Source organism: Gordonia sp. PP30 (assembly GCF_023100845.1).
GTDB lineage: Bacteria > Actinomycetota > Actinomycetes > Mycobacteriales > Mycobacteriaceae > Gordonia.
Window position 1 is genome coordinate 4,041,018 of sequence record NZ_CP095864.1, and the last position, 12,136, is coordinate 4,053,153.

Annotated in this window: 13 protein-coding genes; 3 read left to right on the top strand and 10 right to left on the bottom strand. The window is 69.6% G+C overall.

Going from position 1 to position 12,136, the window contains the following annotated elements; genetic code table 11:
- Nucleotides 1-19: 19 nt before the first annotated feature.
- Nucleotides 20-508 carry a DUF2505 domain-containing protein gene (locus MYK68_RS18755; RefSeq protein ID WP_247865250.1) on the bottom strand — a complete coding sequence of 163 codons (489 nt, stop codon included), beginning with the start codon at nucleotides 506-508 and terminating at the stop codon, nucleotides 20-22.
- Nucleotides 509-532: 24 nt separating this feature from the next.
- Here MYK68_RS18755 and MYK68_RS18760 point away from each other — a divergent pair, with 24 nt between their 5' ends.
- Nucleotides 533-1,606: a UDP-N-acetylmuramate dehydrogenase gene (locus tag MYK68_RS18760; protein WP_247865251.1), complete on the top strand. Its 1,074-nt coding sequence runs from the start codon at nucleotides 533-535 to the stop codon at nucleotides 1,604-1,606.
- Nucleotides 1,607-1,862: 256 nt separating this feature from the next.
- On the opposite strand, the gene MYK68_RS18765 is transcribed toward MYK68_RS18760, so the two are convergent.
- The 5 genes from MYK68_RS18765 to MYK68_RS18785 all read right to left on the bottom strand — a co-directional run bounded on the left by MYK68_RS18765 (nucleotide 1,863) and on the right by MYK68_RS18785 (nucleotide 5,991).
- The gene (locus MYK68_RS18765; protein ID WP_247865252.1) at nucleotides 1,863-2,936 is read right to left on the bottom strand and encodes an alpha/beta fold hydrolase; all 1,074 of its coding nucleotides are present in this window, start codon (nucleotides 2,934-2,936) and stop codon (nucleotides 1,863-1,865) included.
- On the bottom strand, nucleotides 2,923-3,660 hold the full coding sequence (locus MYK68_RS18770; RefSeq protein ID WP_247865253.1) for a MerR family transcriptional regulator: 738 nt from the start codon (nucleotides 3,658-3,660) through the stop codon (nucleotides 2,923-2,925). Before MYK68_RS18770 ends, MYK68_RS18765 begins: the two co-directional genes overlap by 14 nt.
- A gap of 16 nt (nucleotides 3,661-3,676) precedes the next feature.
- On the bottom strand, nucleotides 3,677-4,012 hold the full coding sequence (locus tag MYK68_RS18775) for a DUF2516 family protein (protein ID WP_247865254.1): 336 nt from the start codon (nucleotides 4,010-4,012) through the stop codon (nucleotides 3,677-3,679).
- A 37-nt stretch (nucleotides 4,013-4,049) separates the two neighbouring features.
- Nucleotides 4,050-4,511, bottom strand: a complete 462-nt coding sequence (locus tag MYK68_RS18780; protein ID WP_371307628.1) for a helix-turn-helix domain-containing protein — start codon at nucleotides 4,509-4,511, stop codon at nucleotides 4,050-4,052.
- A 169-nt stretch (nucleotides 4,512-4,680) separates the two neighbouring features.
- Nucleotides 4,681-5,991, bottom strand: a complete 1,311-nt coding sequence (locus MYK68_RS18785) for a DUF445 domain-containing protein (protein WP_371307230.1) — start codon at nucleotides 5,989-5,991, stop codon at nucleotides 4,681-4,683.
- 95 nt (nucleotides 5,992-6,086) lie between these two features.
- Between MYK68_RS18785 and MYK68_RS18790 the strand changes: the two genes are divergently transcribed.
- Nucleotides 6,087-6,869 (top strand): TetR/AcrR family transcriptional regulator, encoded by a 783-nt coding sequence (locus tag MYK68_RS18790; protein ID WP_247865255.1) that lies wholly within the window; start codon nucleotides 6,087-6,089, stop codon nucleotides 6,867-6,869.
- Nucleotides 6,866-7,660 carry an SDR family NAD(P)-dependent oxidoreductase gene (locus MYK68_RS18795; RefSeq protein ID WP_247865256.1) on the top strand — a complete coding sequence of 265 codons (795 nt, stop codon included), beginning with the start codon at nucleotides 6,866-6,868 and terminating at the stop codon, nucleotides 7,658-7,660. The genes MYK68_RS18790 and MYK68_RS18795 overlap by 4 nt, the downstream gene beginning before the upstream one ends.
- A 107-nt stretch (nucleotides 7,661-7,767) precedes the next feature.
- On the opposite strand, the gene MYK68_RS18800 is transcribed toward MYK68_RS18795, so the two are convergent.
- The 4 genes from MYK68_RS18800 to MYK68_RS18815 form a co-directional block, all read right to left on the bottom strand.
- A complete protein-coding gene (locus tag MYK68_RS18800; protein WP_247865257.1) occupies nucleotides 7,768-8,508 on the bottom strand; it encodes a heparin-binding hemagglutinin in 741 nt (246 codons plus the stop codon).
- A gap of 213 nt (nucleotides 8,509-8,721) precedes the next feature.
- Nucleotides 8,722-9,597: a 3-hydroxybutyryl-CoA dehydrogenase gene (locus MYK68_RS18805; protein ID WP_247865258.1), complete on the bottom strand. Its 876-nt coding sequence runs from the start codon at nucleotides 9,595-9,597 to the stop codon at nucleotides 8,722-8,724.
- 132 nt (nucleotides 9,598-9,729) lie between these two features.
- Nucleotides 9,730-11,022 carry an isocitrate lyase gene (gene aceA, locus MYK68_RS18810; RefSeq protein ID WP_247865259.1) on the bottom strand — a complete coding sequence of 431 codons (1,293 nt, stop codon included), beginning with the start codon at nucleotides 11,020-11,022 and terminating at the stop codon, nucleotides 9,730-9,732.
- Nucleotides 11,023-11,373: 351 nt separating this feature from the next.
- The gene (locus MYK68_RS18815; RefSeq protein ID WP_247865260.1) at nucleotides 11,374-12,132 is read right to left on the bottom strand and encodes a hypothetical protein; all 759 of its coding nucleotides are present in this window, start codon (nucleotides 12,130-12,132) and stop codon (nucleotides 11,374-11,376) included.
- Nucleotides 12,133-12,136: the final 4 nt, after the last annotated feature.

The following is a 12,136-nucleotide window of genomic DNA, read 5'->3' on the forward strand; positions in this document are numbered from 1 at the left end:
GCCGGATCGGGAGCGAAATCTACTTCTCCGCGATCTCGAGGGTGGCGTCGCGCTCGGCGTCGAGCAGGTGGCGTAGCTGGTCGATGATGGCCTTCTCGATCTTGCCGCCGACGAAGGGGATGGAGACCGCGCACGAGCCGTCGTAGGTGGCGGTCGCCGGGGCGCCCATCACCATCACGTCGCCGTGGATCTTGGCGGGCTGGCCGGACACCGAGGCCTCCATCTGGCCGATCAGCTGATCGCCGGCCAGCACGAAGTCGATGGTGCGCGGGATCTCGACGCCGCCCGGCAGGATCGCGGTGACCACCGACGGGAGTTCGGCGGGGGCCACACCCTGCTTGGTGGTGACGGTCACCTTGTTCTCGTCCAGGAGGAACGACTGCACGCTGCCCAGCTCGGAGTTGGTGCGCTCGATCAGGTCGTGCCAGTACTGCTCGGTGCTGATCAGCGCCCACAGCTCGGCGACACCGAACGGGTAGCTGACCGAATACTCGAAGTTGCTCGCCATGGCCTAGAGGCTACCGTTACTGCGGTGAGCACTCCGCAACCTCCCGGCCCGCGTCTCGCCGAGTTCACCACCCTGCGTCTGGGCGGCCCCGCCCGGTCGCTGCGCCGCGCGGAGAGCACCGACGAGCTGGTCGCCGCGGTGACCGAGTGCGACCGTGCCGGGGAACCCGTGCTGCTGATCGGCGGCGGATCGAACCTGGTGATCGGCGACGACGGGTTCGCGGGCACCGCGGTGCTCGTGGCGTCGTCGGACATCGAGTTCGGCCGGGACGACGACGGCGCCCACGTCACCGCCGCGGCTGGCACCGACTGGGACGCGCTGGTCGCCGCCACCGTCGAGGCGGGTTTCGGCGGGCTGGAATGCCTGTCCGGCATCCCGGGCGCGGCCGGCACCACCCCGGTGCAGAACGTGGGCGCGTACGGCGTCGAGGTGGCCGACATGCTGCGCGGCGCAGCGGTACTCGACCGCTCGACCGGCGACGTGTCGTGGGTGGCGCCGTCGTGGCTGGAACTCGGCTACCGCACCAGCCGGCTCAAGGGCCGCGACGGCCATGTGGTGCTGGCCGTCTCGTTCCGGCTGAACGACGGCGCCGTCTCCGCGCCGATCCGCTACCGCGAACTGGCCGGGGCGCTCGGCGTCGACGAGGGTTCGGCCGCACCGGCCGCGCGGGTCCGCGAGCACGTCCTGGCCCTGCGCGCGAGCAAGGGCATGGTGCTCGACGCCGCCGACCACGACACGTGGAGCGCGGGCAGCTTCTTCACCAACCCGATCGTCGGCGACGACGCGCTGCCCGCCGTCCTGGGCCGTATCGCCGACCGCCTCGGCGCCGACGTCCGGGTCCCGCAGTTCCCGGCCGACGGCGGCGTGAAGCTCTCCGCGGGCTGGCTGATCGAGCGCGCGGGCTTCACCCGCGGCTTCCCCGGCGACGACGCCCCCGTGCGGCTCTCCACCAAGCACACCCTGGCCCTCACCAACCGCGGGGAGGCGCGCACCGCCGACCTGATCGCGCTGGCCCGGACCGTCCGCGACGGCGTGCGCGACGCCTTCGGCGTGGCCCTGCACCCGGAACCGGTCTTCGTCGGCTGCTCCCTGGACTGAACGGTGCTGCCTCGACCCCGAGTCAGCACTGTCAAGCCTGGAGCGAGGCGTCGAGCAGGTTCGAGCGGAGCAGCGTCGCCGAAACCGGGTGAGCCGGGCCTGGATCGAGGGCCGATCCTGCCGGCGGCGGAAATCCGTCGCGGACGCGCCGACAGATCCGACGGGATGCGCGACGTCTATCGGCGGTCGACAAGATCCGCGACAGATGGAGATCGGGGTGTCGCGGGCGCGGTCCGACCGTCGCGCGAAACGCCGGTCAGAGAACGGCGAGGACGTCGTCGAGCAGCTGGTTGAACTCCAGGGAACGCTCGATCGGCACCATGTGACCGGCCTCCGGGTAGGTGTCGTAGGTGAGGAGGACGCCGTTGCGGTCCAGCGCCTTGGCGAGGAAGTCGGCGTGCAGCGGCGGCGTGAGGCGGTCCTCGGAGCCCACCACCACGGCGGTCGGCACGCTGATCGCCTCCAGGCCGGCGATCACGTTGAGGCCGTACATCGCGGCGCCCCACGCCGCGCGGGAGACCGGGGAGGTCCGCGAGATCAGCTCGTCGCTGAAATCGACGTGCGCGGCGCGCGCCTTGGGCCCCAGCGCCAGGTAGTGGGTGAAGCGGCTGGTCAATCGGTTCGACGGCAGCGGCACGGGAGTGGAGAGGAAGGTCCGTCCGACGAGCGGGTTGACCGGACGGGTGAGGGTGCGCACCGAGTCGGGAGTGAGCCGCTGGTGTTCCACGACGCCGCGCGCGGCGGTGGAGGCGAGGACGACGGCCGCGACCCGCTCGTGCATCGTCTCGCCGAACTGACCGGCCCACGACATGATCGTCATGCCGCCCATGCTGTGCCCCACCAGGACGGCCCGCTTACCCGGCGGCAGCGTCGCGGCCAGCACCGCCTGCAGATCCTGGCCGAGCGTCTCGATGCCCAGTTTCTTGTTGCCCATCTCGGAGAGCCCGTGGCCGCGGTGATCGAAGGCGATCACCGGCCGGGACGTGCCGATGTGGTTCACCTGTGCGTTCCAGAAGCGCGTGCTGCACGTCCAGCCGTGGACCAGGACCAGCACCTCGTCAGCGGGGTGATCCTCCAGATCCAGCGAGGTCTCCACGTGCAGCAGCGTCCCGTCGGGCGTCGACACGACACCCGATCGCATCAGATGCCGGGGGTCGGTCAGCGCGGGGTCGGGCCCGTCGTCGATCGGCAAGGGGAACGTCGTGGCCGCGCGGAGGATCCCGCCGACGGCGAGGCCCATGTCGGCGGCCACCAGCCCGGCACCCACCGCACCGGCCTGCAGCGCCCGCTTTCCCCACGGCGAAGGAATCCAGCCGTCAGCCCTGCCCACCGTTGCTCCCGTCGTCGAAATACTTGTTCGCCTCACCGATGGCGCGGGAGATCTCCACATCGAGCGCCTTGCTGAAGGCCGTCTCGACGATCTCGTGCGCCATCGGCCGGACCGTCTGGATCAGTTCGGCGAGTTCGGACACCGACTTCTCGCTCAGATTCGGCAGATTCTCGTCGAAGTACTTGTCGGTGATGATCGACACGAAGCTGGCGGCCACGTCGGCCAGGTCCGATTCCACGCGCAACCAGCGATCGAACAGGACGTCGACGTCGATACCGCCCTTGACCAGCACCTCGGCGCCTTCGAGCAGTTCGGGGTTGCGGACCGCGAAGTTGGTGCCGTCCTTGACCAGGAGCCCGAGTTTCTGGCTCAGGCCGATGGCACGGTCACTGCCCCCCAGCGTGCGGCGCACCTCGGTGATGGTGATGGTGGCGGCCCGCCGGAAGCTCCGGAAGCGTCCCGAGCGCGGCTTGTCGCGCAGCACATGCTCCACCTTCATGCCGTGACTGGCCGCGATCAGCAACTCGCTTATCGTCGCGAAGGTGTAGCCGCGCTCCAAGAGGCGGGAGATCAGATTGAGCCGGACCAGGTGTTCTTCGGAGTACCAGCCGGTGCGGCCGCGGACCTCGGGCGGCGGCAACAGACCGCGGTCCTGGTAGACGCGGATGTTGCGGACACTGACCCCCGAGACCTCGGCGAGCTCGGCGACGCGGTATTCGGTCACCGGCCCCGCCCGCCGCTCATGCGGCCTTCCGGAACCACGACTTGCCCTGGATCTCGTCGGTCCGCGGACGGACATCGGCGAGGTACACGCAGATCGCGATCACTCCGGCCAGATAGAAGATGCCGAGGAAGGACACCTGCAGCGCGGCCGCACCGATCAGCGTGCAGACCAGGGTCGACAGCGCGAGCACGATCACCCAGAAGCCCTTGCTCTTGGTGTCGACGGCCGGGAACGCGTCCGGACGGGTGCCGATCGCATGAACCAAGGCGGCCAGACCACCGAGCAGGGTCAGCGCGGAGATGGCGTACAGGATCACCTTGATGATCCAGAGCACAACGTTCCCAGCAGTCACGGTTTCCACTCTAGCGGCGTGCGGTACGCGCGTGTTCTCAGCCCGACCGGCGGGCCTGATCGACGACGATCCCGGCCGCCTCCGGCCCGGCGGCCGTCTCGGCGATCGCGGCGTCCTCGGCGGCGGCCTGCGCGGCGTTCTCGTTGCGGAACGAGTCGTAGATCTCCAGCAGCATCTGCTTCTGCCGCTCGTTGATCGACGTGTCGACCAGCAGGGCGTCGCGCACCGGACTGGCCGGGCGCTCCTCCAGGATGCCGGCGCGAACGTAGAGCACCTCGGCGGAGACCCGCAGACCCTTGGCGATCTGGGCCAGCACGTCGGCCGACGGCTTGCGCAGCCCGCGCTCGATCTGCGAGAGATACGGGTTGCTGACCCCGGCGCGATCGGCGAGCTGCCGCAGCGAGACCTTGGCGGCCATCCGCTGGGTGCGGATGAAGGCGCCGATGTCCTGCGCGGCGGTCGCCACCGCGTCCTGGGCGGCGGCCGTCATCGCGTCCACCGTGAGCGGCGCCTCCTCGGACGCGTCCGTCTGCCGTCCCGCCTCGTTCTGCCGCCCCGCATCGTTGCTGTTCTCGCTGCTGCTCACCGGTGCCATCCTCTCGGGTTCCAGTATCCCGAACCGGTGCTAACAAGTGCAAGCGCGCGCCCGGCGGGTCCCGCGAGTGAGATCAATGGAACAGCAGCACCGACACCGTGTAGATCGCCAGCCCGGCGAGCGAGCCGACGACGGTGCCGTTGATCCGGATGAATTGCAGGTCCCGGCCCACCTGAAGTTCGATCTTGCGGCTGGTCTCCTCGGCGTCCCATCCGCGGACGGTGTCGGTGATCACCGAGATGATCTCCGCGGAGTAGTTGACCGCGACGTGTCGTGCCGAGCGCGCCACCCACAGGTTCATCTTGTCTTGCAGCGGCTGGTCGTCGCGGATCCGGACCCCCAGCCGGATCACCGCGTCGGACAGGGACGTGCGCAGCGTGGAGTTCGGGTCGTCGAGCATCTGCTCGATCACTCCCTTGGCGGCCTGCCACGCGGTCGACGCCGCGTCGGTCACCTCATCGCGGCCGAGCAGTTCCTCCTTCAGCTGCTCGAAGCGCGCGATCATCGCGTCGTCGTGCTGCAGGTCGTCGGCGAACTGCCGGACGAACTCCCGGATCGCGCGCCGCAGCTCGTGCTCGGGATCGGCCCGCACCTTGTAGGTGAACTCGGTCAATTCGCGGTAGATCTTGTCGCCGACCAGGTTGTTCACGAATTTCGGCGCCCACGACGGCCCGTCCTTGTCGATCACCCGGTCGATCACGCCCTGGCTGCCCAGCGCCCAGTCGTGGGCGCGGTCGCACAGCAGCTGGATCACCGGTTCGAGCCGGTCCTCGTCGACCAGCTGTTCCAGGATACGGCCCGCCGGCGGCGCCCAGACCGGTTCTGCGGCCCAGGTGATGACCGCCTGGATGAACTGCTCGATGTCCTCGTCGCGCAGCATCTCCGAGACCAGTGCGAGGGTGCGCGAGGCCTCGTCGTTGATCCGGCCGTTGTTCGCCGGATCGGCGAGCCACCCGGACACCCGGCCCGGCAGATCCAGGCTCAGGGCGCGCTGCTCGATCACCTGCGGGGTCATGAAGTTCTCTTCGATGAAGCCGCCGAGTTGCTCGCCGATGTCGTCCTTCTTGCGCGGGATCAGCGCGGTGTGCGGGATCGGCAGGCCGAGCGGCCTGCGGAACAGCGCGGTCACCGCGAACCAGTCGGCCAGCGCACCCACCATGCCGGCCTCGGAGGCGGCCCGCACGTAGCCCACCCACGCCGCCACGTCCTGTCCGTCGCGATGCTCCAGCCACCGCATGATCAGGTAGATCACCGCGGCCAGCGCCAGCAGCGAGAGCGCGAGCAACTTCATCCGGCGAAGGCTGCGCACCCGCTCGGCGTCGGGTTCGGCGAACCCCGCCGGGAGCGCACCGGCAGGCGGCGGAGAGGTCAGGCTGGTCGACATCAGTCCAGTGTCGCCCACGACCGACTACCGTTGCCAGGTGATGCGTACCCCATCCCACCGCGGCCGATCCCGCCGCGCCCCGACCTTCCGCGCCGATGTCTAACCCGCCCCGGCCCGCGCACGCCGCCCGCGCCGCCGTCACCGCGGCGGCGACCTTGACTCGCGAGCTGGAGCAGCGGCTTCTCGGCCCCGCCGTCGACGCCGTCGCCTCCGACGGCCGCAAACAGCGCTGGGCCCGGCACAAGGAGGAGCGCCGGTCGGAGTTGATCGCCGGCACCATGACGGCCATCCGGGACCTGGGCCCGGAGGCGGGCATGGACGAGATCGCCGGACACATCGGGGTCTCCAAGACGGTGCTCTACCGCTATTTCAGCGACAAGAGCGACCTGTCCGGCGCCGTCGCCGACACCTTCATCCAGTCCCGGATGCTGCCCCGGCTGAGCGAAGCCCTGACCGAGGACCTCGGCGACTACGAGCTGGTCCGCACGGTGATCGCCGTCTACGTGCACATCATCTCCGCCGAACCGAACCTGTATCGCTACTGCACGGCGTCCAACGCGGGCACCGGCACGACGATCGCCTCGGCGCAGCGGATCTTCGCCGACGCGATCGAGTCGACGCTGCGCACCCGGCTCACCGTCCGGCAGGCCGAGACCGCCGGAGCCGGCACCTGGGCACTGGCCATGGTCGGCGGCGTGGAGGTCACGGTCGGCCGCTGGCTCGACACGTCACCGGTCGACGCGGACCGGCTGATCGACGAGCTGACCATGCTGATCTGGGGCGGCGTGGCGGGGATCGTCGGAGCCGGCGGCTCGCCCGCCCGGTTCACCGCCGCTCCCCCGGCCCTCCCACCGCTCCCCGGCGCGGAGCCGGCGTGAGCGCCCGCGTCGCGCTGGTCACCGGTGCCAGCCGCGGGGTCGGCAAGGGGGTCGCGACCGCGCTGCGCGACGCCGGCTGGCGGGTCTTCGGCACCTCCCGGCACGGCACCGGCCCGGACGGCACGACCAACATCGTCTGCGATCACACCGACGACGACGCGGTGGCCGCCGTCTTCGAGCGGATCTCCACGACCGCGGGCCGCCTCGACCTGCTGGTGAACAGCGCGTGGGCCGCGCCGCGCGGCTTCGCCGGATTCACCGAGAAGTTCTACGAACGGCCGCTCAGCGACTGGGATTCCCTGATCACGGTGGGTCTGCGCGCGCACTACGTCGCCTCGGTGTACGCGGCGCGGCTGATGGTGCCGCGGGGTTCGGGACTGATCGCCTCGATCTCGTCGTTCGGCACCCGCGGGCACCTGCACTCCGTGCTGTACGGGATGAGCAAGGCCGCCCTCGACAAGATGGCCTACGACATGGCGCACGAATTGCGCGGCACCGGTGTCCGGGCGGTGTCGCTCTGGCCCGGCCTGGTCCGCACCGAGCTGCTGCTGTCGGCGGGGATCACCGAATTCGCGGGCTTCCCGATCGCGCAGGCGGAGGACCCCGCCTTCATCGGCCGGGTGATCGACCGCCTGAGCACCGATCCGCGGCTGGCCGACCGCAGCGGGCACACCCTGGTCACCGCCGAGCTCGGCGCCGAATACGGCATCGTGAACGACGACGGCTCGGTCCCGGTCTCACACCGCGCGGCATTCGGCGGCGCCGGTCTGTTCCCGCCGGAGCGTGCCTGACCCCCGGACCCGCGACGTCGAGACCACACGACGAATCCGGCCCCCGTACCTGCGCGGTACGGGGGCCGGATGGCCGGTGAGGTCTCGCCCGAGTCAGGCGAGCCGGATCACTGAGCGGTCTTCGGCGCGGCCTTGGCCGGAGCCTTGCGGGCCGGAGCCTTCTTGGCGGCCGGCTTGGCCGGAGCCTCGGCGGCGGCGATCCGCTTGGCGGGCGACGCCTTGGCGGTGCGGCCCTTGGCCTCGACGGTGCCGGCGGCGCCGTCGATCTTCTGAGCGGCGGTCTTGGCCTCGGCCTTGACCTTGCTGCCGGCCTCTTCGATCTCCACGGCGGCGTCTTCGACCTTCTCAGCGGCCAGGCCGGCGAGAGTGGCGGCACGCTCACCGACGAGGCGGGTCTGGTGCGACACGGCGCCCAGGGCGTCCTCGGTCAGGTCGACGGCCTCGTTGTACACCTTCCCGACGCGCTCCAGGTTCTCCTGGACCACGGGCTGGGTGCGCAGACGCTCCACGGCGCCCTCGCCGCGCTCGGCGAGGTTGTTGTAGAGGCCGGTGGCGGTCTCGATGTACGGCTGGGCCACCTTGAGCAGCTCATCCTTGTTGACCTTGGTGCGGAGCTCTTCGCTCTTGGTCTTGAACTCGTCGACGGTCAGCTTGGCGCGGATCTCCTCGACGTTGATCTCGGTCGGCAGCTCGGCGAGACGGGTACGGGTCTCGACCAGACGGGTCTGGGCGGTCTCCGCGCGGTTCCGCAGACGGTCGTACGCTTCCTTGGCCTCCTGGACGACGACGTCGCCCGCGCCCACGACGGCGTAGACGGGGGTCGGGAGGGTGCGCTCAGCGGTGCTCATGGCAACTCCTTACGTTCTATCCGTTCGCCCCCTGCGGCGGTTCCACAGGACTCGTATTCGGATCTGTTCGACACCACTAGTATGCCGCCAAGTGCTAGCAAAAGCTAGCAATCTGCTAGCAGCTGTGGCCCATTTCACCCGTTCGGGAGAGTGACACACTGTCGTTCCGCTTGCCAGAGCCCCCACTTCGGGCGACACACGGCCGGAAGGCGCTCAGCCGTAGGTGTAGAAACCGCGTCCGGATTTCTTGCCGACGCGGCCGTCGCCGACCATCGTCAGCAGCAGTCCCGGCGGCGAATAGAGCGGCTCGTCGAATTCCTCGTACATCCGGTCGGCGATCGCCTTGACCGTGTCGAGGCCGATCAGATCGGCGAGCTTGAGCGGACCCATCGGGTGCGCGCAGCCGAGGACCATCGCCTTGTCGATGTCCTCGACGCTGGCGAAACCGCTCTCCACCATCCGGATGCCGGAGAGCAGATACGGGATCAGCAGGGCGTTGACCACGAAACCGGAGCGATCGGCGGAGCGGACCACCTGCTTGCCGAGCACGTCGCTCGCGAATGCCTCGGCGCGATCGGACACGGCGTCGTCCGTCGCGGCGGTGGTGACGAGTTCGACGAGCGGCAACGCGGCCACCGGATGGAAGAAGTGCATGCCGACCACGCGGCCCGCACGGCGCGTAGCCAGGCCCAGCCGGGTGATCGGGATGGAGGACGTGTTGGACGCGAGCACCGCCTCCGGATCGGCGACCACCGCGTCGAGCCGTCCGAAGAGCTCGGTCTTGACCGCCTCGTCCTCGACGACCGCCTCGACCACGAGCTGCCGATCGGCGAACTCGTCCAGGCTGTCGGTGAAACGCAGGCGCCAGGCGGCCTGTTCGCGTTCCCGCTCGGTGAGCCGTCCGGAGGAGACCGCGCCGGCGAGCGATTCGCGCACCCGTGCACGACCGGCCGCGACCCGCTCGCGCGTCGCCTCGTAGACCAGGACGTCGGTGCCCGCGCGGGCGCAGACCTCGGCGATTCCGGCACCCATCTGTCCGGCACCGACGATGCCGACGCGCGAGATCGGCGCGCTGGGCTGGCTGGCCATGTCGTGAGCTCCTAGGTCGACGCGAGCGCGGGAAAGGGGTCGTCAGATACGACGATCCCGGGGCGGGCGAGGATCACTCCCTGCCTGCCCCGGGATCGTCATTGCTTCGCCTCTATCGAGGAGAGCGGGTTCCTAGTGGAACTGGCCCTCTTCGGTCGAGCCCTTCAGGGCCGCGGTGGAGGTGTTCGGATCGACCGTGGTGGCGATCTTGTCGAAGTAGCCGGCGCCGACCTCGCGCTGGTGCTTGGTGGCGGTGTAGCCGCGCTCCTCGGCAGCGAACTCGCGCTCCTGCAGGTCGACGTAGGCCGACATCTGGTTGCGGGCGTAGCCGTAAGCCAGGTCGAACATCGAGTAGTTGAGGGCGTGGAAGCCGGCCAGGGTGATGAACTGGAAGGTGAAGCCCATGGCGCCCAGCTCGTTCTGGAACTTGGCGATGGTGTCGTCGTCCAGGTGCTGCTTCCAGTTGAACGACGGCGAGCAGTTGTAGGCCAGCAGCTGGTCCGGGAACTCGGCCTTGACGGCCTCGGCGAACTTCTTCGCGAGCTCCAGGTCGGGCTTGCCGGTCTCCATCCAGATCAGGTCGGCGTACGGCGCGTAGGCCTTGGCGCGAGCGATGCAGGGCTCCACACCGTTCTTGATGCCGTAGAAGCCCTCGCTGGTGCGGGTGCCGTCCAGGAACGGGCGGTCACGCTCGTCGACGTCCGAGGTCAGCAGCGTGGCGGCCTCGGCGTCGGTGCGGGCGATGACGACCGTCGGGGTGTTGGCGACGTCGGCGGCCAGGCGAGCCGAGGTCAGGGTGCGGATGTGCTGCTGGGTGGGGATCAGCACCTTGCCACCGAGGTGGCCGCACTTCTTCTCCGAGGCCAGCTGATCCTCCCAGTGGGTACCGGCGGCACCCGCGGCGATCATGGCCTTCTGCAGCTCGTAGACGTTGAGCGCGCCACCGAAGCCGGCCTCACCGTCGGCGACGATCGGCACGACCCAGTTGTCGACCGAGGTGTCACCCTCGACGCGGGCGATCTCGTCGGCGCGCAGCATGGCGTTGTTGATGCGGCGCACGACGGCCGGCACCGAGTTGGCCGGGTACAGCGACTGGTCCGGGTAGGTGTGGCCCGAGAGGTTCGCGTCACCGGCGACCTGCCAGCCCGACAGGTAGATGGCCTTCAGGCCCGCGCGGACCTGCTGAACGGCCATGTTGCCGGTCAGGGCGCCCAGGGCGTTGATGTACGAACCGTCGCCCTTGGTGACGCCGTCCCAGAGGATCTCGGCGCCGCGGCGAGCGAGGGTGTGGTCCTCGAGGACGTTGCCCTGGAGCTCAGCGACCTGCTCGGCGGTGTAGTCGCGCTTGATGCCCTTCCAGCGGGGGTTGGTGTCCCAGTCCTGCTGGATCTCCGCGGCGGTACGGGGCTGTCCGACGTTGCTCATAAGCCTTCGCTTTCTACTTCACTGCCGTCCGGCAGTGCTTGATGATTCCGGGGTCTCCCGATTTGCGAATCGGATGACACCTCGAGGCGTTGCCACGACACAGAGTGCCACAGGACAAACGTGCAGGTCCAGACCATGCGAGATGCAAACCGAGGCTAGGTTTTTGCCGCGTTGTGCAAATTCTGCGAAGATTTTGGGGTGCGCCGGATTAGCAAGCTCGCTAAAAAGTACGCGCGTACTGGGAAAACTCCGAACTCGTCAGTAGCGTCGTCGAGCGCCCCGGGCGCGAAGCGGTGCGCGGACCGGCCCGGCCGATCCCGCACGCTGTGGGAGATCTCACAGGCGCGGCCGTCACCGGGCGGCGCTGTCGACGGCCTGCTGCACCAGCCGGGTGTACTCGGATTCCGGGATCGGCGGGCTGATCGGGCCGGACTGGGCCTGCGTCACCTGGTCACCGGAGCTGCCGACGTTCAGCTGTACCGTCACGACCTCGCCGGAGGGCCGTCGCACCAGCACGTTCGAGAGCAGCGAGCTGCGGGTGCGCACCCCGCCGCCGGCGGCCAGCGTGGTGACCGTGTCCTGCCGGACCACCAGCGCCTGCTCGACGGCCTTGCCGGTCGGCGACGACAGCTCGGTCGAGGTGGTGACGATCCGGGCCCCGGCCAGCGTCCCGGTCGACGGTACGGCGGTCACCACCCGGCAGACCCCGGTGCTCACCCGGCGATCGGCGTCGATGTCGCGCCGCACGGTGCTCACCACCTCGGAGAGCGTCGCGCTGTCGGACTGCGCGACCAGCAGCACGGTGTTGTCGGTGGTGAGCGCCGGGTTGAACTTCGCATCGGCGGTGGGCGCGCATTCGGGCGGTGTGAAGGCCACCGAGGCGGCCTGCTCCAGCGTCGAACGATTGGCGCTGATGAGATCCTCGACATTCGCCGGGACCACGGTGAACCCGTCGGGCACCGACGACGATCCGACGACCAGCGAGGTCAGCGGCGTCTCCGGCTCTTTCGAGTCGCAGCCGGCGAGAAGGGCCGCCCCGACGGTCAGCGCGAGCACCGATGCGGCGACGCGGCGTGGGGACGGGATGGAGACAGACCGGGAGCTCGACACGGGC

Excerpts from the sequence above, each read along its gene's own strand:
- aceA (WP_247865259.1), bottom strand. The coding sequence starts at position 11,022 with ATGAGCAACGTCGGACAGCCCCGTACCGCCGCGGAGATCCAGCAGGAC.
- MYK68_RS18755 (WP_247865250.1), bottom strand. The coding sequence starts at position 508 with ATGGCGAGCAACTTCGAGTATTCGGTCAGCTACCCGTTCGGTGTCGCC.
- MYK68_RS18805 (WP_247865258.1), bottom strand. The coding sequence starts at position 9,597 with ATGGCCAGCCAGCCCAGCGCGCCGATCTCGCGCGTCGGCATCGTCGGT.
- MYK68_RS18790 (WP_247865255.1), top strand. The coding sequence starts at position 6,087 with ATGTCTAACCCGCCCCGGCCCGCGCACGCCGCCCGCGCCGCCGTCACC.
- MYK68_RS18800 (WP_247865257.1), bottom strand. The coding sequence starts at position 8,508 with ATGAGCACCGCTGAGCGCACCCTCCCGACCCCCGTCTACGCCGTCGTG.
- MYK68_RS18785 (WP_371307230.1), bottom strand. The coding sequence starts at position 5,991 with ATGTCGACCAGCCTGACCTCTCCGCCGCCTGCCGGTGCGCTCCCGGCG.